Genomic DNA, 19,412 nt, shown 5'->3' with positions numbered 1-19,412 from the left:
ACCATGACACTCGACGACTTTCATTTCGCCAGCATCCTGGTATCGACCGTGCGCAATGCGCCCGTCCTGATCTTTGCCGCCATGGCCGGCCTGTTCGCCGAACGCAGCGGCATGATCGACATCGGCCTGGAAGGCAAGATCCTGGCCAGCGCCTTCGCTTCCGCCGCCGTGGCCTACACGACGCAAAACCCGTATTACGGCATGGCTGCCGGCATGCTCGTGTGCGTCGCCCTGGCCCTGCTGCAGGCGTACGTCAGCATCACGCAAAAGGGCAACCAGCTGGTGGCCGGCATGGCGATCAATATCGCCATGAGCGGACTGACCTTTGTTCTGGCGCAATTTTTCTTCCAGCAAGGCGGCCGCACGCCCGACCTCGGTTCGGCGCGCCTGTTCGACGTCGTCTTGCCGGGCACGCAGTACGTGGAACACATTCCGTTCATCGGCTGGGTGTATGCCCATTTGATCGGCGGCCATTCCATCCTCGTGTATGTGGCGTTCCTGCTGATCCCGCTCGTGCATTGGCTGCTGTACCACACGCGCTTCGGCCTGCGCCTGCGCGCCTGCGGTGAAAACCCGCATGCGGCCGACTCGGCCGGCGTGAGCGTGGAAGCGACGCGCTACCTGGCCATGCTGGTGGCCGGCATCCTGTGCTCGTTCTCGGGCGCCTATCTGGCCATCGTGCAAAGCGGCTTCTTCCTGCGTGACATGTCGGCCGGTGCCGGCTACCTGGCCCTGACGGCCATGGTGTTCGGCAACTGGCGCCCCATCTACACGTTCCTCGGCTGTCTGATGTTCGGCTTCTTCGCCGCCATCCAGATCCAGATTGAAGGCGTGGACTTGCCCGTCGTGGGCCGCATCCCCGGCTCTTTGATCCAGATGGTGCCGTATGTCGTCACCGTGATCGTGCTGGCGGGCTTGATGGCGAAATCCATCGCGCCAAAAGCGATCGGTATTCCGTTCGTCAAATCTCGTTAAATTTCAACGAGCGAATGCAAAAGCGAAGCCTGCGGGCTTCGCTTTTTTTACGCCGGTGCAATCTCGTCCAGTGAAAAAAATACGGAAAGACCCAGGCTGCGCGCCACGGCCACCATCTGGTCTGCCCCAGCCGATGCACCACCAATCCGCAGCACCGCATCGCAGTGACTCAACAAGCGCGTCGCATGCGCGTGAAATAGTTCCTCGTACACGGCGTCGCCCACCCGGGTGGAACCCGCCAGCGCCAGCATGGGCAAGGCCAGCCATTCACCGAGCACGGGCATGTGTCCCTTGGCATACAGGGGCAGGCAAACGGCTTGCATGGCCGCCACATTCGCCGCCATCAGTGCGGGATCGTCGCCCGTGCCGGAGCGGTAGGGGCCGGCAACCAGTATCTGCATGCCAAGTTTGCGCGGCATCAAGTGCAGCTGCGCATGCTGCAGCAGCATGATGGTCTTGCCGTCGCAGATGCGGCCGTCCATCACCATCTGCAGCGCTTGCGCCAGGGGCAGTTCCAGCACTTCGATATCTTCTCCCTCATGCGCCAGGCCGCCGCCATCGCCGATGCGGCTGGCGGGGTCGTATTCGGCGACAAAGAAATGCAGGCGCTCCGTCACGGAGCCGGGACTCATGAAGGCTTCGAAGACCTTGTGCACCTGCCCCACCCGGTAACCGGTTTCCTCTTCCACCTCGGCACGGATGCGCTGTTCCGCGCTGGCCTGTTCCAGCAAGCCGGCCGCTGCTTCGATGAGGAAACCATCGTGGCCCTCGCGATACGTGGGAAAGCGGAACTGGCGGATCAGGATCACCGTGCGCTTGATTTTGTTGTAGAGCAGGATGGTGGCGCCATCGCCGCGGTCATAGGTTTCCCGCGTCTGTGTCTGCCATTCGCCGTCGTGGCGCAGGTAATCGAACGTGGTCTTTTGCAATAGATACCAGTCGTGCGACAGGGTCTGCACCTGCTGGATGCGGACCCGTTCCTGCTTTGTACTTTCTTCGCGCATTTCATCTCCTTGTGCTTGCGTGTGCTTGCTTTCGCCGACTTTATCATGCAAACTCGTGTAATATCAAGAAAATACAAGAAAAAGCATGCTGACACATCAACGCAAACAATACCTGCTGGACTTGCTCCAGCGCGAAGGCCAGCTCGTCGCCAGGGCCGTCAGCGATGCCCTGGGCTTGTCGGAGGACACGATACGGCGCGACTTGCGCGAGCTGGCAAAAGAAGGCTTATTGGAACGCGTGCACGGCGGCGCCCTGCCCTTGCTGCCGCGCTCGCCCGCGCTGGCGCCATTTGCGGGTCGCGAACAACTTTCGCCGCAAGCCAAGCCCGCCATCGGCCGCGCGGCCGGTGCCATGATACAAACGGGACAAGTGGTGTTTCTCGATGGCGGCACGACCGCCGTGCAACTGGCGCGCCAATTGCCGCGGAAATTGCACGCCACCATCGTCACGCACAGTCCGTCGATTGCCGTCGAACTGGTGAATCACCCATCGATCGAAGTGCTGATGCTGGGCGGGCGCCTGTACAAGCACTCGATCGTGGGCGTCGGCGCAGCGACAGTGGAAGCCATCGGCCGCATCCGCGCCGACCTGTATTTCATGGGCGTGGCCAGCCTGCATCCGCAAGCGGGCATCACCACCGGTGATTACGAAGAAGCGTGCGTGAAACGCGCGCTGAGCGATGCCTCAAACCGCACCGTCGTGTTGGCCTCGCCGGAAAAGTTCAACACAGCCTCGCCATTCCAGATCGCGCCCTTGAGCCAGGTCAACGACATCATCGTGCACCGCGACGTGGACGAGGCCCTGCTCGCGCCCTACCGCGAGATGGGAATCAACATCACCCTGGCATGAAAAAAGCGGCCCGCAGGCTAATGCCGTTCAGATAGCGCCCCTACGCGACCAGTAGACCTGCAAAACGGATTAAAGCCCCAGTCGCCCGCACAGGGGTACCGGGCCAAGCGAGCCTGAAAAATGTCGAGGGCAAGGCGCAGCGACGAAGACAGTACGCATGTACGGCGAGGAGCTGCAACGCCGCCATCGGCATTTTCTCGGGCTCGCGTCTCCGGCCCGCCATTTTTACGTTTTTACGCCTTACACCTTTGCCCTTAAATGCGTCGGACAGCTTAACTGAACGGCATTACGGCCCGCAGGCCGCTTTCAAATGACACTGTTACTATGGCCAGATCGCCTGCAGCACGGCCGCCAGATGATAGCCGCCCTCGATCAGCTGCTGCTTCGCCAGCGCCGAGCTGGGCACGGGATAGTTGTCCGGCACCGTCAAGGCCCACACCTTGTAGACCTCACCCTTGCGGCTGGTCTGCTGTGTGGCCGGACCGGCCACCACGTCCGTGAACGCAATCTTGGACGCCGCCAGCGCGGCATCGGCCCACTGATACGGCCAGGTGGCGGGGTCGCCAGTATTGGCGCTCACCACCGGCGTGCTGGCGATCACGGTACGCGCAAACTGCTGCGGCGTGCGCGTGCTCAGGCGGCGCATGGCGTAATCGACCACGGTCGTGTCCCAATACGAATGCAGAGGCTTGGTGGGCGACTTCGGATAGGCTGGAGCTTTCGCGGCTCCCTCTTCCGCCGGCAGCGGCGCGGGAATCACGGCGTCGGACAAGGCCGTCATCTTCGCATCGTCGAGCAGCAAGTCATTGCCACCGCGTGCATTGAAAATGGCGATGTCATCGATCTGCGCCTGCGTGGCGGGCACGAAAAACTGGCCATCCTTGCCGAGAAACGCATTGCCCACATGCAAAGGCTGGTGGATATCGCCTACCAGGTGCGTAATCAGAATCAGTGCTTCGCGCTGGCTGAAACCGTGCGGATTGCTGGCCGCATCAGCCTTGCCCTGCAGCACCAGGATCGCCTGTTTGAGCGTTTGCACGATATCGTCGTCAGCCGTGCCCACGCCATGGTCGTGGTAGTGCGCATTCTGGAATGGCACGTTCGTGTAGTGGTATTCGCCATGCTTCGGATTGGCCGCGACATAGGTCAGCATTTCCGGCGATTGCGGGCCGCAATACGTGCCCTTCACGCAATCGGGCCAGTTGGCGATCTTTTCCAGGCTTTCGCCGGGCAACAGCAACTTGGCCACTTGCGCCTGGGCCACGCTACCTTTGAGCAATTGATCGGCGATGGCGCCCACGGCGCGGTGGCCGTCATTTCCCCAAGCCAGCACATTGCCGGAGGCAAAAGCGGCCCCCAGCGCCAGCACACTCAACAGTTTTTTCATGTTCACCATCACTCCTTGCCTTGCGGCGTGGCCTTGGCCGGTTTCGGATACTGCTTATTGATGTCGATCGGCTGCGCATACGCCGAGCTCCACGTCTGCTCATGCAGGGCGGCGATGCGCTGCGCCATGGCATCGTTGCGCAGCACCACTTCCAGGTTGCGCGACAAATCGAAATAGCCGCCCGCCCAGTTGCTCGTGCCGACCCAGGCCAGCTTGCCATCGATGCTCATGGTCTTGCTGTGGATCACGCGCGCAAATGGAATGAACCCCGTCGAGGCCGCAGGAATCGTCACAATGCGGATTTCCACGTTCGGCACCAGGGCCAGGCTTTTCAGGTAGGCGATGGCCGGCGCTTCCGTGTTCCAGCTTGACACCATCAGCTTGATTTTCACGCCACGCTGGGCGGCCGCGCGCACGGCGTTGTCGATCACGGCGTAGTACGGGCGCGTGCGGTTCGGACCGTAGGACAGCGGTGCGTAATCGAGCAGTTGGATGCGCACTTCGCTTTTCGCTTCGGCCAGCAAGGCGGGCAAGCCCGTTTCCGAGTCGCCCACGCCAGCGGGGTTATACGCATTCGGGCTGGCCAGCAGGAAAGCGTTTTGCGCGTAATTGGCGGGCACCACCTTGCTGTTGAGCACCGTGGCGCGGCTGCCTTGCGACGTCAATGCCTGCGCTTGCCAATCCTGTTCGAAGATAGCTTGCACCTGGCTGACCATGGCGGCTTCCGTGATTCTCAAGCCCGTTTCATGGATGTGCTCGAACGAGCGCCAGTCGAAATTCTGGCTGCCGATGTACGCGACCTCAGCATCGACGGCCAGGTATTTCGCGTGCACGATGCCGTTGCCCGTGATTTTATTGAAATCGATGAGGCGCAAGTCCAGGTTCGGAATCGCCTTGATCCGGGCGATGGTCGCCGCTTCCGACAGGCCCACGCCCTTCTGGTCCAGCAGGAAGCGGATCTTCACGCCACGCTGGCCGGCGGCCGTCAGGCTCGCCAGCACTTTTTCAAAAGCCGTGCCCGGTTTGCTGACGGCATAGAACTGGGCGATGACGATCTCTTTTTTTGCCGAATCGAACAGCTCGCGCCACACGGCGACAGGCTCGCGCAGGTCGGGATTGGTCAAGGTGGTTTCCACGGGCGAGGTGTGCACCAGCTCAAAGCCGGGAATGGTGAAATCGGCGTGGGCCGTGCCCGCGAACAGGGTAGTGACGAGCAGGGAAACAGATAAATGACGCATGCTTATTCCTTGTAAATTATTTGACGCGCACGATGCGGCCCGCTGCCGTTGCGCTGCCAGCGGGCTTGCCGGCACGCGCGCGGGCGATCAGGTAATCGCTGAAGGCGTCGATGTCGCGCACGCCCGTGTCGAGCCGGCGCGTGCCGGCCGCCAGCACGGTAAAACGGTCGCCTCCGCCGGCGAGGAAACTGTTGGCGGCGACCCGGTATTGTTGATTGTCTTCAAGAGCAATGCCATTGAGCATGATGCTGCCCGGCAGCACGCGCTGGCCTTGCGGCTGCGTGCTGTCCCAGCGGTAGGTAAAACCTTCGGACACTTGCAGCAGATTGTTCTCCTCCGCTTCGGCACCCGGCCATTGCTGTTCGAGCAAGGTACGGATTTGTGCACCGGAAAGACTGACGACGATCAGGGTATTGCCGAACGGCACCACGGCCTGGTTCTGGCCCACGTTCGTCATCAGGTCGGCGCCCGCTTCCAGGTCCTTGCGGATGCCGCCATTGTTCATCAGGCCGATTTGCGCACCGGCAGCGCGCGCGCCGAACAGGGTGCTGTCGGCTACCAGGTCGCCCAGCGCGGAAGCGCCGCTGCCCTTGGTGCTGCGGCCCACGCTGGGCACGGCGATGGCGGCGACGGGACGCGACAATTCGGCCGCACTGCGCTGCTTGACCGATTCCAGGTAGGCAGCCACGGCCGGGTCCGGCTCATACATGCCTGGCAGCATGACGACGTTGTGCGCACTGGCATCGATCAGCGCATTCTTGACGGGATCGACCTTGAGCTTGATGCGCGTCAACATGTGTCCGCCCATCTGTGCCTGGGTCACGAGGCGGCCATCGACACGGCACAGATAGCCCTGGTGCGAATGGCCGCTGATGACCAATTGAATGGCCGGGTCGAGGCGTTTCACCACGTCGACCACTTCGCCCTTCAGGTGGCTGCAATCGGGCTGGTCGACGGCTTCGGTCGTCTCGCCGCCCTGGTGCAGCAGCACGACGAACACGCCCACGCCTTGCGCGCGCAACTGCGGCAAGGTGGCGTTGATGGCGTCCGCTTCATCGCCAAACTGCAGGCCGGCAATGCCGGCGGCCGTCACCACGGATGGCGTATCTTTCAGCACGGCGCCGATCAGGCCCACCTTGACGCCATGCGCCTCTTCGATGCGGTAGGCGGGCAGCAGGGACTTGCCCGTTTGCGTGTCGATCACATTGGCCGCCATATAGGTGTAGCTGGCGCCCTTGAAGTCGGGCGTGAACTTGCACGCCTTGTCCGCGCGCGACGACGCGCAACCGCCGCGCTGCTGGCGCAGCAGTTCCGCCTTGCCCTGGTCAAATTCATGGTTGCCGACGGAACTGGCCTTCATGCCCAGCATGTTCATGGCGACGATACTCGGTTCATCGGCCCACAGCGCCGACATGGCGGGGCTGGCGCCGACCAGGTCGCCATTGCCGACAAAAATCAGCTGCGCATCTTCGCGCCGCCAGGCCTTCAATGCGCCGGACAGGGTATCGATACCGCCCGCCTGCACCGTCTTGCGCTCGGCATCGACGGCGCTCGTGTAGGTAAATTTGCTGCGCTCGAGATTGCCGTGGAAGTCGTTCAGGGCGACCAGATTGATATCGACGGGCGTCGCGGAAGGCGTGGAAGGCGTGGCGCAAGCGGCCAGCAGCAAGGTTAGGGCCGCCGCCGCGGCGAGTGGTGTCAGATGATGTTTCATGGTCCCCACATGGTTATCAGTATTCAAAAATGCTATTTCATCCGGGGGGGCGCCACGCGCCGCAAGCCCGTCCGAGCCTTACAGGAAAGCAGAACATAAACGAAAAAACGGCCGGTGTCGCCACCAGCCGTTCGGAACGTCAGTCAAGCGTCGAGATTAGAACTCGTACTTGACCGTAGCCTGGATTGCCCATTGGGACTCACCCTTTTGTTGACGCACGGTATAGTCTTCTACCTTGTCACGCACTTGGTAGATATAACGGCCTTGAGCATCGAGGCCGGCAAAATCAACAAAGTTACGCGTTTGACCACCAGCCGAGCGGAAAGCCATTTCATTGATACGGCCCCACTTGCGGTTGATCATGTTGCCCACGTTGAAGAAGTCCATCGTGAACACGCCTTTGTTGCCTTTGAAGAAGCCTGGGACTTCCTGGCTGACACGCATGTCGAAGCTGTTGGTCCAAGGCGAGAAACTATCGTTACGCTTGACCACACCGCCTGCGGCACTACGCAGATCACCGTTTGCATTAACAAATGCCCAGAAACGGTCTTCGTTGGCATGGCTGGTCGCCGTATCGCCACGGAATACCACTTCGCCGGAACCTGGTTTCGATGGGACGTACATCAAGTCGTTGCCACTGACGCCGTCACCGTTCAAGTCATTGCTGTAAGTCCAGCTAAATGGCTTGCCCTTGCGGCCTTCATAGAACAGGCCGAAGCTGGTTTTGTAGTTATCAAAGAAGCGCTTCTGGAAGTTCAACACAGCATTGAAGCGGTCTTTTACCAGGTAGCCGGAATTGGCGGCAACGTTTTCGTTCGGATTGAAGATCGAACGGGCGTTAAAGTTCGACGTCGATACCGACGAGGTCAGAGGCGAGACTTCGGTTGCATCCGTATAGGTGTAGGCAACCGACCAGCCGAAGCCCTTGGTCATCGGCTGGCTGACCGACAGGGTCACCAGATTGCCTGCGCCCTTGTCCGTTTTCTGGGCAACCATGACGTTGTTGTAGGCAGGATTCTTGAGTGCCTTGGCGAAAGAACCCGAGCAGCCTGCATTGGTCGACGACAAGCCGCCGGTAGATGTCCAGCAATTCGTATTATAGGCAGTGTTCGAGTAGTACAGCTCACGACCATCGGTACCGGTACGCGTCGCAGCACCCAGATTCAGATGCTCATAGTAAATGGCATCCTTGTTTTGCGTACGCAGGTATTCCGCGCCGAAAACCAGACCCATCCATGGCAACTCATGTTCGAAGGCCAGGTTGCCCTTCCAGATCGATGGCTGGCGCAGATTAGGCGACAGGAAGTCCACGTTGGCTGCAGGTGCAGCGTCAGCAAAGTTCGTCGGCTGGGCGTTCGGATCAGGATTGAACAAGCCACCTACCGATGGGCAAGCCTTGAAGCCGCTGGTACCGCAACCGACGATACGCGTCGCCACGCCAGGATTGGCGAACGGATTCGACATCCAGACTGTCGCTGCCGCGCCCTGGAACAGGCCGAAGCCGCCGCGCAATTGGGTAGGACGGGCGCTGTCAAACTTGTAGTTGAAGCCTACACGTGGCTGCCACAGCGTCTGGCCATCGATGGTTTGCGTATTGTTCAGTCCAAAACCGCCGCTTTGTACTTTGCCAGTCTGCGCGTTGCCAGCTACCATAGGTGCGGCCGCAGCAGCGTTATACAGCGGACGGTCGCTGATACCTGCCTTGTCGACACGCACGCCATACTGCACGGTCAACTGCTTGCTGACGGTCCATACGTCCTGAGCGAAGAAGCCATAGTTTTTCAAGCTGAAATCAGCAATGGCATTTTCCAGGGAACCACCTGGCAACGGTACCTGAACCTGGTAAGAGCTAGGGCGTCCCGTACGGAAGTTTTCCAGTACGGCTTGTTCCTGAAGGGCAGCTGAATTGTTGCAGTTGAAAGTAGTGCTACCGTCCGGATTCGGTTTGACAAACGAGTATCCAACGTTATTGATACAACCGAAGGTGTAGTTACCGTTGATGTTCTGCAGGAACGCATTGTAGACATCGTTCTTGCTGAAGTCGGTGCCGAACTTGACTTCATGATCGCCCAGGGCCCAGTTGGCGCCCAGGTAGGCATCTTTTGTCTTGGTGCGCAAGACGTTGAACTGGTACGACTGGTCGGTACCGAAGTTCAGGAAACGGTCATTGGTCGACACGCCTGCGGGAGATCCCGCCGGCAATGGTCCCGTAAACTTGAGGGACATGGTCGGCAAGGTGGAATTGTTCTTCGGCAGACTTTCATAGTCGCGCGACGATACTTTGAATTCCGTCGAGAAATTCGGCGTCCAGTCGGCAAACCACTGTCCGACGATGGTTTCGATCGACTTTTCCTGCGAACGCCAGGCCGAGTTCAAGGCGATGCCGCTTGACGTTACGCCCGTAAACATTGGCTCGGACTGATCGGTTTTAGAGTAGCGAACCATCGCACGATGGTTGTCGTTGATGTTCCAATCCAGTTTCAACAAGACATCGTCTACCGTCAACTTCGTGTTAGCAGGTACGGCAGTGGTACCGACTGGCAAGTTGTACTTTTCCTTGGCAATCGTTTGTAAAGCCGAAATAGCGGACTCGGTAACGCCGACGTTCGTCATCGAGCTGCCCAGCGGACCAAAGTTTGGCGCCGTGCGGGTACTTTCCAGCTTTTCCTTGTTGGCAAAGAAGAACAGCTTGTCCTGGATCAGCGGGCCGCCGACGGAAATACCCTTGGTCGTTTCGCGGAACGGCGCTGGTGCGTAATAGCTGTCTTTGACGTTGTCGTAGCGGTCGCCGGCCATCCGGTCATTACGGAACACGTAGTAGACGCTGCCCTTGACATCATTGGTACCGGACTTGGTCACGGCATTGATATTGGCGCCCGTATAGCCTTTTTGCGTCACGTCATAGTTGGCGACGTTCACTTGCACGGACTGGATCGCATCGATCGAGATCGGTTGCTTGGCGGTCGGGCTGCCATTTGATTCCAGACCAAACGTATCGTTCACGGCCACGCCATCGATGGTCATCGAGTTGTAGCGCGAGTTCTGGCCGGCAACGGACAATTCGCCGCGCTCTTTGTCGGTTTGCGAAACACGCGGATCGGAACGGGCGTAATCTTGCAAATTGCGCTGGATCGACGCCTGCATGGCCAGCTCATTGGCGCCGATGTTGGTGCCGGCACCCATATTGCTGCGATTAAAGATCTGTGCGCGTGCGCCCGTACCCGTCACGTTCACGACTTGCAGCTGGGCGCCCAGGGTGGCGTCCACATTGGCCGTTTCGGCCAGTTCCAGGAACACGCCTTCGCGTTTTTCCACTTCACCATTCTTGGTGATAGTAATGGTGTATGGACCGCCAGCGCGCAAGCCGCGGGCGACGTATCGGCCTTCCGCATCGGTCGTCACATTGCTGACAGAACCCGATTCGGTATGCACGATGGTAACAGTGGCGCCAGCTGCCGGCTTGCCATCGGTGGCCGAGATACGGCCGCCGATGGAAGATGTAGTGTTCTGTGCGAACGATGGTACCGCCGCCAGTGCAATAGACAGGCTGAACGCGATTTGCGTCAGCCGAAGTCGCTTGTGATTGATCATCTTTAACCCCAGAAAAGACTATTATTTTTGAAAATCCTGGATTGCCCCACCGTCCGGCTATGCCGCACAGCAACACAAACACAACATTTCCTCTTTACGATGCTGCAACTGTTGCGCCGGCTGGACTGGCTGCGGTCTTGACAAGACCATCACAAAACGCCGCTCCACACATCACTGCTATTCCTATCCAGACAATAACGGCGGAAAAATAGCGACCGATCCGTATGACCCAAGGCGCTAGCACCTGTGTCATTCACCCGACATGCCTACCCGGCTAACATGGCAAGCCGCGAGTGTAATTGTTAAATATTTCAAGACTGTGACACGGCGATAAAATGCAGTGAAATGTCGTCACTTAACTGCGCGACTGTTTGTTTCACACTGCATCTCACCTTTATTTACTGCAAATACCCATCTTCATACGATATCGCCCATATGAATTGTGACTTTTTAATATCACATCCATCTCACTATGCATCAACAAAAAATGGATGACAAATACGTTTTTTTTTACATATTTATATATTTTAAGTATAAATAGCATGGAGTAACTAGCTGGATTGATATCGTGCTGACAGCGTCCGGGCTTATGGCGCGAGATTATAAATGAGCAATATGTACTTGAAATTGATTCATCCATAAAATTGGATAAAGTCGTGTATCTGTCGTTAATTGTGTCGCATGGCCGCCACAAAGTTAACAAAATAACAGCTTGGGGATTTGGGAGGGGGAATGGAAAACGGCCGGAAAATCCGGCCGCCTTGATAGTATCAGTTGTGAACGTCGCGCAACTTACGGTTTTTTGCTCTTGCCTGCCTTGTCGGCGGCGGCAATTTGCGCTTCAAAACGGCTGAAACGGGCATCGAGCGCTTTCAGCAAACGTTGCTTGTCGGCTTCAGCCAAAAACGAATAACGCAGGCTGTTATACGACAGCTTTTTGATTTCCGCATAATCGGTCTTGTACTGGCTGGCAAACAGCACGTACTCATTCGACAGGGTATTGCGTGACACGCCCGCGTCATCGGTAGAAATGACAAAGGGCACGCCATATTTGCGGTACAGGGTGATCGGATGGGCCTGGCCCTTGATGCCGAGAATGTAATCGTTGCTGGTCAGGTTCACTTCCACGGGGATGTTACGCTCGCGCATCTTTTGCATGGTCGCCAGCGCATCGTGCTCGTACGCGATATCCATGCCGTGGCCGATACGGTCGGCGCCCGCCACATCGACGGCTTCGGCGATATGGAACGCCATGCCTTCCGGCGGCACCATGCCCAGCGCCAGCTCACCGGCATGCAGGGCGATTTTGACGTTCGGATATTTTGCCTTGAGGAACTTGAACATTTCCATGTGCAAGCTGTAATCGCGCATGGACACATTCACGCTTTCCTGGCCCACGATGTTCACACCCACCAGCAGCGGATTCAGGCTGGCTGCCTTGAACGCGGCCACCATGGACGAGAACACTTGCGATGGCGACAGGAAACGCAGCACATACGCCTGGTAACGCATGGTGAAATTCGCATCGTCGATGCCGGCGCTGCTGGCGTTGACGTTGTCGTTGTAGGCGGTGATGCTTTTCTGAAAACTGGCGTCCTGCTCCAGGCTGCCTGTCCAGTTGGCCAGCACGGCTTGCAGGGCTGCCGGCGGCAAGCCCGGCGCCAGCACTTGCTGGTCGAACTGCGCGTTCTGCACGAACGGCGACAGCTCGAAAATCGTCTCGATGTAGCTGAGGTTTTCCGCGATGGCGCGCTGCTTCAGGGTTTTCAGGCCGTCCGCCGTATTGCTCGATGCGACGGGGCCAAAGTAGCCAAAGGTGTCAAAGAAAGTACGGTCCGGTGGCGTCTGGATGGCACCGTGGTTGTAGAAATCCTTGGTCGACCAGCGCTGCAGCAATTGCGCATACAGGCCCGCATCGGCAAACACTTCTGTGGACGACAGGCAGCCACGCTGCGCGGGCGGCTTGGCGCGCTCGGCCGCCACGACGTCCTTGCTGCTTTCGATGCGGTATGTTGTCTTGTTGACGCAATAGTTTTCCTTGTCGACCCAATCGAGGAATTGCTCGGCGTAAATGGCGCCCGAGTAATGGTGATGCAAATCGCCGCCCTTGGGCATCATGGAAAAGAACAGGCTCAACTCGGCTGTCTTCGGCTGCGCACCGGCAAGCAGGGCGGCAAAATGGCGCGCGGTGGCCGCTTCGTTGGAAGACGGGGTGGCCACCGCCTTGGCGGCCTGCGCCGTTCCGGTCAATGCCAGCCCGGCGACAAGCGCCAGGCCAGTGAGTTTCTTGTGCATTCGCGTTCTCGCTCAGGATAATTCGTATGGAACAACGGGTAGGTCAGCCCTGCCCCCGCACATGCACGCATTGTCCGCCTGAATAGGTGGCGGCCACGGCGCGGTCGTCGCCCAGCAGCGCAAAGGCAAACAGCAATTCCTCCAGGCTTTGACAGCCGGCCGTGCGGCGCGCCAGCAGCGGCGTCGATTGCTTGTCGAGCACGATGAAGTCCGCTTCCGTGCCAGCCGCGAAATTGCCCAGGGTACCTTCCAGTTGCATGGCCCGTGCAGCACCCAGGGTCGCCAGATAAAACATGCGCAAGGCGGGCAGATAGCTGCCTTTCAAGCGTGCTACTTTATAGGCTTCGTTCATGGTTTGCAACATCGAGAACGAGGTGCCGCCGCCCACATCGGTGGCCAGCGACAACAGCACTTTCGCCGCATCGGCCCGCTCGAAATCGAACAGGCCGCTACCGAGGAACAAGTTGGATGTGGGACAAATGGCGGCCGCCGAAGCTGTTTCCGCCATGCGCGCGCGGTCGCGCTCATCGAGCCAGATGCAATGGCCGAACATGGCGCGCGGGCGCAGCATGCCGTACTGGTCATACACATCGAGGTAGCTGCGCGCCTGCGGATGCAGTTCGCGCACCCAGCGGCACTCATCCTCGTTTTCCGACACGTGGGTTTGCAGATACGTATCCGGATAGGCGCGCGCCAGTTCGCCCGCCAGGTGCATCTGCTCATTCGTCGAGGTGGGCACGAAACGGGGCGTAATCGCATACAGCGAGCGGCCGTGCTTGTGCCAGCGCCGGATCAGCTCTTCGCTTTCGCGCGCGCCGGACTCGGCCGTGTCGCGCAGGAATTCGGGGCAGTTGCGGTCCATCATGACCTTGCCCGCCACCATGCGCAAGCCGCGCGCCTCGCTGGCGCCAAAGAAGGCGTCCACCGATTGCGGATGCACGCTGCCATATACCATGGCCGTGGTGGTGCCGCAGCGCAGCAGTTCATCGAGGAAAAACTCGGCGACATTGCGCGCATGCACAGGGTCTTCAAATGCGCGCTCGGTGGGGAAGGTATACGTCTCCAGCCACGGCAGCAAGCCCGGTGCGGGCGAGGCGATCATTTCCGTCTGCGGGAAATGCAGATGCGTATCGATGAAGCCGGGCACGATCAGCTTGCCACGATAATCGACGATCTCGGTGCCGGGTGGCAAAGTCGCTTGCAGCTGCGCGTAATCGCCGGCCGCCACGACCTTGCCATCGGCGACGATCAACAAACCGTCCGCATGCCAGGCGTGTGCCTCCTCGGTGAAAGCGGGATCGGCGTGGAAGTGCAGCAAGCTGGCACGGTAAGCTTGCAATGTGGCAGGAACAATCGGCATGACGTCTTTCTATAACGGGTGAGTGGCGGCGCGTGGTTGGCGGCGCGGTGGCGCGCTGGCAGAGGCCAGCCGCAGCGGTGCGGCCAGGGCCGCGCTGGCGGCTTCCTCCCACACCATGAGTAATTGACAGGCAACGGAAGCGGCGATCACGGCCGGCGTCTTGTTGCGGATGCCGGGCATGCCGATCGGGCAGACCATGGCGGCAATGCGCTCGTCCGGCACGCCGCGCGCTTGCAGGCGGTGCTCGAACTGCTTGCGTTTCGTGTGCGAACCGATCAAGCCAAACCAGCCCGCATCCTCGCGCGCCATGATGGCTTGCGTCAAGCGTTGATCGAGCGCATGGCTATGCGTCATGACGAGAAAACTGCCACCGGGCGGCGCCATGGCGACAAATTCCTCGGGCGTGTCGGTGGCAGCGATGCGCACATTACTTGGCAACCCCACCGGCAACGCTGCGGGAAACATGTCTTCGCGTTCATCGACCCAGGTGATAGTGCAGGGCAAGTGGGCCAACGCCCGCACGATGGCGGCGCCCACGTGGCCGGCGCCGAACAAGGTCAGATGGGCGCGCGGCGCCAGGCAGGGGTCGACCAGCCAGCGCCGCCCTTCACTGCCCTGCGCGACATGGGTACTGCGTTCGCGTGCAAACGTATCGGGCGCCAGGCCTGGCATGCCAGCGATCAGCGTGCCCTCCGCATCGAACAGAACCGACGCGGCATCGCCATCGAGTGCCGTCAGGCGCCAACTATCGTGCTGGCGGCGCTCGCGCAAGGCGGCCAGCAATTCCTGCAGGCCGGCATCGACATATTCAAAGGCCAGGTGGACGACGCCGCCGCAGCATTGCCCGAGGCTGGGACCGAGCGCAAAACGCTCGAGCCGCGCATGCGTGTCTCCTGTCGCCAGCATGGTCCTGGCGATTTCCACGGCGCGCAATTCCAGGTGCCCGCCGCCGATGGTGTCCATTTGACCATCGAGGGTGACGCGCATCTTCGCGCCCGCTTCGCGCGGCCCGGAACCTTCCACCAGGGCCACCGTCACCAGCACGGATGCCTGCGCGTCATTCTCGATTGCTGTCAGCCAGTCGCTCATCATCAGCTCCTTAAGCGGCCACACCGGCCGCTTGCACGGCCATGACCGCCTTGAGGATTTCCTCACTGGTGGCGGGGGCATTCAGCGGTGGTTGCACGGCGTGATGGCCCACGCTGGAAATGGCATCGCGGATGGCAAAGAACACGGAAAACGGCAACAGCAGCGGCGGCTCGCCCACGGCTTTGGAGCGGTGGATGCTGTCTTCCACGTTGCGGTTCTGGAACAGCTTGACGCGAAAATCTTCCGGACAATCGGAAATGCCGGGAATCTTGTATGTCGATGGCGCGTGCGTCATCAGCTTGCCCGCCGCATTCCACCACAGCTGCTCCGTCGTCAGCCAGCCCATGCCTTGAATAAATGCCCCTTCCACCTGACCCAGATCAATCGCAGGATTCAATGACTGGCCCGCGTCGTACAAGGCGTCCGCACGCAGCAGTTTCCATTCCCCCGTCAGGGTATCGACCACCACTTCAGCCACGGCCGCGCCATATGCATAGTAGGAAAATGGATGGCCCGTCATCGTCTTTGCATCCCACGACAGGCCCGGTGTGGCATAAAAACCGTCCGACCACAGTTGCACCCGCGCCAGATACGCCTTCTGCACCAGTTCGGCAAACGCGACGACATGGCCATTCACGTGGACGTGGTTATCGAAGAAGCGCACAGCAGAAACGTCGCCGCCATACAGTTTGACAGCGTAATCGGCCAGGCGTTCACGGATCTGACGCGCCGCATCCTGCGCCGCCTTGCCGTTCAGGTCGGCACCGGTGGACGCTGCCGTGGCCGACGTGTTCGCCACCTTGCTGGTGTCGGTGGCCGTAGCGCGTACACATTCCAGGTCCAGGCCCAGCTCGTGCGCCACCACCTGCATGACCTTGGTATTGATGCCCTGCCCCATTTCCGTGCCGCCATGGTTGACCAGCACGGAACCATCCACGTACACGTGGACCAGCGCACCGGCCTGGTTCAAATGCGTGACGTTGAAGGCGATGCCAAATTTCAGGGGCGTGAATGCCAGGCCCTTCTTCAGGATGGGGCTGGCCTCGTTGTAGGCGTCGATGGCGCGGCGACGCGCGCGGTAATCGCTGCTCTCTTCCAGTTCCGCGACGAGTTCATGGATCACGTTGTCGACGATTTTCTGGCCGTACGGCGTGACATTGCGTCCTTCCCCATCATTGCGGCCATAGAAATTGAGCAGGCGGATATCGAGCGCATCGCGTTGCAGATGGCGGGCGATTTCATCGATCACGTACTCGATGGCGATGGCACCCTGCGGCCCGCCGAAGCCCCGGAAAGCCGTGTTCGACTGTGTATTCGTCTTGCCGCAGGCGGCGCGAATATCCACGTCGGACAGGTAATATGTGTTGTCGAAGTGGCAGACGGCGCGCGTGGCGACGGGGCCGGACAGATCCGCCGAGTAGCCCGCGCGCGTGGTCATGTCGACCTTGGCGGCCAGGATTTTACCGTCGTCGTCGTAGCCCACTTCGTATTCATAGTAAAAACAGTGGCGCTTGCCCGTCACCAGCATGTCGTCGTCGCGGTCGGCGCGCAATTTTACGGGACGTTTCAGTTTGGCCGCCGCAATCGACGCCGCCGCCGCCCATAGGGCCGACTGCGACTCCTTGCCGCCGAAACCGCCACCCATGCGCCGGCATTCGACGGTGATGTTGTGTGAATGCACGCCCAGCGCATGCGCCACCACGTGCTGCATCTCGCTCGGGTGCTGGGTCGAACACAGCACCAGCATGCCCTGCGCTTCCTTCGGGATGGCGTAGGAAATCTGTCCTTCCAGGTAAAACTGTTCCTGCCCGCCCACATACAGCTGGCCCTTGACCACATGCGGCGCAGCATCGAACGCGGCCTGGTAGTTGCCGCGCGTCAGCTGCATCGGCGGCAGCACATACGACTGTGCCGCCTTGGCCGCCTGCGGCGTCATGATCGCGGGCAATTCCTCGTACGACACTTGCGCCAGGCGGGCGGCGCGGCGCGCATGGTCGTGCGTATCGGCCACCACGATGAAGATGGGCTGGCCCACGTATTGCACCAGCTCCGCAGCCAGGATGGGGTCGTCATGGATGATGGGACCGCAATCATTGGTGCCAGGAATGTCCTGCGCCGTGTAGACGGCGACAACCCCTTGTGCACCGCGCACGGCCGACAAATCCATGGCCGTGATGCGCGCGTGCGGCTTTTGCGACAGGCCCAGCGCCGCATGCAAGGTGCCTTGCAGTTCGGCGATATCGTCCGTGTAGGTGGCTTGCCCCAGCACATGCAATTGCGCCGATTCATGGGGACTGGGCTTGCCCACGGCGGCCCAGGCGGCCGCTTGCAGTTCGGGCGTGACAGGATGGTTCATGCGGGTCCTTTCAGGCGCGGCAAGCATAGGCGTTGACGGCAGTGCGCAGCAACGGCGCACCGGGGCGTGTTTCCAGCCAGAAGCGACGCAACAGGTTTTGCGCCGTCGTCATGCGATAGGTATTCGAGGCGCGCATGTCCGACAGCGGCGCGTAATCGTCGGCCAGCAAGCGCATGGCGATGACGAGATTGTCTTCCGTCCACGCCTGTCCGCGCAGGAACGCTTCCGTTTGCACGGCCCGTTGCGGCGTGGCCGCCATGCCACCAAAGGCGATGCGCGCATCGATGATGCGCTCGCCGTCGAGTTGGAAGGCGAATGCGGCGCACACGGCCGAGATATCCTGGTCGAAGCGCTTGGCCAGTTTATACGTGCGGAATTGCACCTCGGCACGCGGCAAGGGCACGCGCACGGCTTCGACGAATTCACCGGGCTGCAGATCTTTCTTTTGGTAACCTTGATAGAAATTTTCCAGCGGCATGACGCGCTGGCCGGCAAGTCCGCGTAGCACGATCTCACTGCCCAGCGCAATCAGCCACGGCATCGAGTCGCCGATGGGTGAAGCATTGGCGACATTGCCGCCCAGGGTCCCGGCATTGCGGATCGGCAAGGAAGCAAAGCGCTGCCACAGTTCCGATAACTCGTCTGGATAGTGCTTGCACAGCGCCGCATAGGCCTCGTTCAGGCTGGCGCCAGCGCCGATGTGCAGCTTGCCATCATCCACGGTGATGTTTTTCAGCGCAGCCACGTTGCCCAGATAAATGATGTCGCCCAGGTCGCGCAATTGCTTGGTGACCCACAGGCCCACATCGGTGGAACCGGCCAGCAGGCACGCCTGCGGCTTTGCCGCGCGCAGCGCCACCAGTTCCTCGATGCTGCGTGGCGCGTGGAAGTGCTGGCCGCCGTGTTCATAGGTGCTCAGGCTGCCGCGCTGCAGCGCCTGCAATTGCTGCGCCAGGGCATCGCGGTCAAACGCGACACGCGGCAATTCTCCCATGCGCCGTGCAGCGTCGATGATGGGACGGTAGCCGGTGCAGCGGCACAGATTGCCAGACAGTGTGTCATCGATTTCACAGCGCGTGGGCGTCTCGCCATTTTTCTGCAGATACATGCCCCACAGCGACATGACAAAGCCGGGCGTGCAAAAGCCGCACTGGGAGCCGTGGCATTCGACCATCGCCTGCTGCACCGGGTGCAGCGTGCCGTCGGGCTGCTGCAAATCTTCCACGGAAAACAAGGCCTTGCCATCGAGCGTGGGCATGAGCTGGATGCAGGCGTTGACGGCCTTCATCTCGACCTGGCCATCGACCAGGCTGCCGATGACTACCGTACAGGCGCCGCAATCGCCCTCGGCGCAGCCCTCCTTGGTGCCCGTGCAATGCAAATCCTCGCGCAGGTGCTGCAACACAGTCTGCGTAGGGGCGGCGTTGCGTACTTCCTGTACGGCACCACGGTAATAAAAGCGGATCGGTTCTGACATGCTGGCCTCGGTATAGTCCCAGTATAGGAGATTAACACCGGCATATGGGACAACTATATGCTAAGACTGATTTTAC

At 60.1% G+C, this 19,412-nt stretch carries 11 protein-coding genes and 1 pseudogene; 2 read left to right on the top strand and 10 right to left on the bottom strand.

What is annotated here, in order from left to right; translation table 11 throughout:
• The first annotated feature begins 3 nt into the window (after positions 1 to 3).
• Entirely contained in the window at positions 4 to 975 is a 972-nt protein-coding gene (locus tag CNX70_RS05995; RefSeq protein ID WP_096233948.1) for an ABC transporter permease, read from the top strand.
• Positions 976 to 1,394: 419 nt separating this feature from the next.
• Here CNX70_RS05995 and CNX70_RS28810 read toward each other — a convergent pair.
• Positions 1,395 to 1,979, bottom strand: a pseudogene (locus CNX70_RS28810) (hypothetical protein); the annotation flags it as partial.
• Positions 1,980 to 2,064: 85 nt separating this feature from the next.
• On the opposite strand from CNX70_RS28810, the gene CNX70_RS05985 reads away from it, so the two are divergent.
• Positions 2,065 to 2,829 carry a DeoR/GlpR family DNA-binding transcription regulator gene (locus CNX70_RS05985; RefSeq protein ID WP_096233946.1) on the top strand — a complete coding sequence of 255 codons (765 nt, stop codon included), beginning with the start codon at positions 2,065 to 2,067 and terminating at the stop codon, positions 2,827 to 2,829.
• Positions 2,830 to 3,151: 322 nt separating this feature from the next.
• Here the strand turns inward: CNX70_RS05985 and CNX70_RS05980 are convergent, their stop codons facing one another.
• The 9 genes from CNX70_RS05980 to xdhA all read right to left on the bottom strand — a co-directional run bounded on the left by CNX70_RS05980 (position 3,152) and on the right by xdhA (position 19,336).
• Positions 3,152 to 4,216 carry a S1/P1 nuclease gene (locus CNX70_RS05980; protein WP_096238297.1) on the bottom strand — a complete coding sequence of 355 codons (1,065 nt, stop codon included), beginning with the start codon at positions 4,214 to 4,216 and terminating at the stop codon, positions 3,152 to 3,154.
• Between the two features lie 8 nt (positions 4,217 to 4,224).
• Positions 4,225 to 5,454 carry a phospholipase D-like domain-containing protein gene (locus CNX70_RS05975; protein ID WP_096233945.1) on the bottom strand — a complete coding sequence of 410 codons (1,230 nt, stop codon included), beginning with the start codon at positions 5,452 to 5,454 and terminating at the stop codon, positions 4,225 to 4,227.
• A gap of 16 nt (positions 5,455 to 5,470) precedes the next feature.
• Complete coding sequence (locus CNX70_RS05970) at positions 5,471 to 7,168, bottom strand: bifunctional metallophosphatase/5'-nucleotidase (RefSeq protein WP_167389617.1); 1,698 nt, start codon at positions 7,166 to 7,168, stop codon at positions 5,471 to 5,473.
• Between the two features lie 156 nt (positions 7,169 to 7,324).
• Positions 7,325 to 10,759 (bottom strand): TonB-dependent receptor, encoded by a 3,435-nt coding sequence (locus CNX70_RS05965; RefSeq protein ID WP_096233944.1) that lies wholly within the window; start codon positions 10,757 to 10,759, stop codon positions 7,325 to 7,327.
• A 792-nt stretch (positions 10,760 to 11,551) separates the two neighbouring features.
• Positions 11,552 to 13,054 carry an adenosine deaminase family protein gene (locus CNX70_RS05960; RefSeq protein WP_096233943.1) on the bottom strand — a complete coding sequence of 501 codons (1,503 nt, stop codon included), beginning with the start codon at positions 13,052 to 13,054 and terminating at the stop codon, positions 11,552 to 11,554.
• Between the two features lie 43 nt (positions 13,055 to 13,097).
• The gene (guaD, locus tag CNX70_RS05955; protein WP_096233942.1) at positions 13,098 to 14,414 is read right to left on the bottom strand and encodes a guanine deaminase; all 1,317 of its coding nucleotides are present in this window, start codon (positions 14,412 to 14,414) and stop codon (positions 13,098 to 13,100) included.
• A gap of 9 nt (positions 14,415 to 14,423) precedes the next feature.
• Positions 14,424 to 15,503 (bottom strand): xanthine dehydrogenase accessory protein XdhC, encoded by a 1,080-nt coding sequence (gene xdhC, locus CNX70_RS05950; RefSeq protein ID WP_096233941.1) that lies wholly within the window; start codon positions 15,501 to 15,503, stop codon positions 14,424 to 14,426.
• A gap of 10 nt (positions 15,504 to 15,513) precedes the next feature.
• On the bottom strand, positions 15,514 to 17,859 hold the full coding sequence (gene xdhB / locus CNX70_RS05945) for a xanthine dehydrogenase molybdopterin binding subunit (RefSeq protein ID WP_096233940.1): 2,346 nt from the start codon (positions 17,857 to 17,859) through the stop codon (positions 15,514 to 15,516).
• A 10-nt stretch (positions 17,860 to 17,869) separates the two neighbouring features.
• On the bottom strand, positions 17,870 to 19,336 hold the full coding sequence (xdhA, locus tag CNX70_RS05940) for a xanthine dehydrogenase small subunit (protein WP_096233939.1): 1,467 nt from the start codon (positions 19,334 to 19,336) through the stop codon (positions 17,870 to 17,872).
• Between the last annotated feature and the right edge of the window lie 76 nt (positions 19,337 to 19,412).

The sequence above is a fragment of the Janthinobacterium svalbardense genome (assembly GCF_002327145.1).
GTDB lineage: Bacteria > Pseudomonadota > Gammaproteobacteria > Burkholderiales > Burkholderiaceae_D > Janthinobacterium > Janthinobacterium tructae.
Note: the sequence above shows the minus strand (reverse complement) of the source record. Positions and strands in the feature narration are given on the sequence as shown.

What these genes read in the sequence shown, in the direction of transcription:
- CNX70_RS05960 (WP_096233943.1), bottom strand. Translation starts at nt 13,054, where the DNA reads ATGCACAAGAAACTCACTGGCCTGGCGCTTGTCGCCGGGCTGGCATTG.
- CNX70_RS05980 (WP_096238297.1), bottom strand. Translation starts at nt 4,216, where the DNA reads ATGAAAAAACTGTTGAGTGTGCTGGCGCTGGGGGCCGCTTTTGCCTCC.
- xdhC (WP_096233941.1), bottom strand. Translation starts at nt 15,503, where the DNA reads ATGAGCGACTGGCTGACAGCAATCGAGAATGACGCGCAGGCATCCGTG.
- CNX70_RS05995 (WP_096233948.1), top strand. Translation starts at nt 4, where the DNA reads ATGACACTCGACGACTTTCATTTCGCCAGCATCCTGGTATCGACCGTG.
- CNX70_RS05970 (WP_167389617.1), bottom strand. Translation starts at nt 7,168, where the DNA reads ATGAAACATCATCTGACACCACTCGCCGCGGCGGCGGCCCTAACCTTG.
- CNX70_RS05965 (WP_096233944.1), bottom strand. Translation starts at nt 10,759, where the DNA reads ATGATCAATCACAAGCGACTTCGGCTGACGCAAATCGCGTTCAGCCTG.
- guaD (WP_096233942.1), bottom strand. Translation starts at nt 14,414, where the DNA reads ATGCCGATTGTTCCTGCCACATTGCAAGCTTACCGTGCCAGCTTGCTG.
- xdhB (WP_096233940.1), bottom strand. Translation starts at nt 17,859, where the DNA reads ATGAACCATCCTGTCACGCCCGAACTGCAAGCGGCCGCCTGGGCCGCC.
- xdhA (WP_096233939.1), bottom strand. Translation starts at nt 19,336, where the DNA reads ATGTCAGAACCGATCCGCTTTTATTACCGTGGTGCCGTACAGGAAGTA.
- CNX70_RS05985 (WP_096233946.1), top strand. Translation starts at nt 2,065, where the DNA reads ATGCTGACACATCAACGCAAACAATACCTGCTGGACTTGCTCCAGCGC.
- CNX70_RS05975 (WP_096233945.1), bottom strand. Translation starts at nt 5,454, where the DNA reads ATGCGTCATTTATCTGTTTCCCTGCTCGTCACTACCCTGTTCGCGGGC.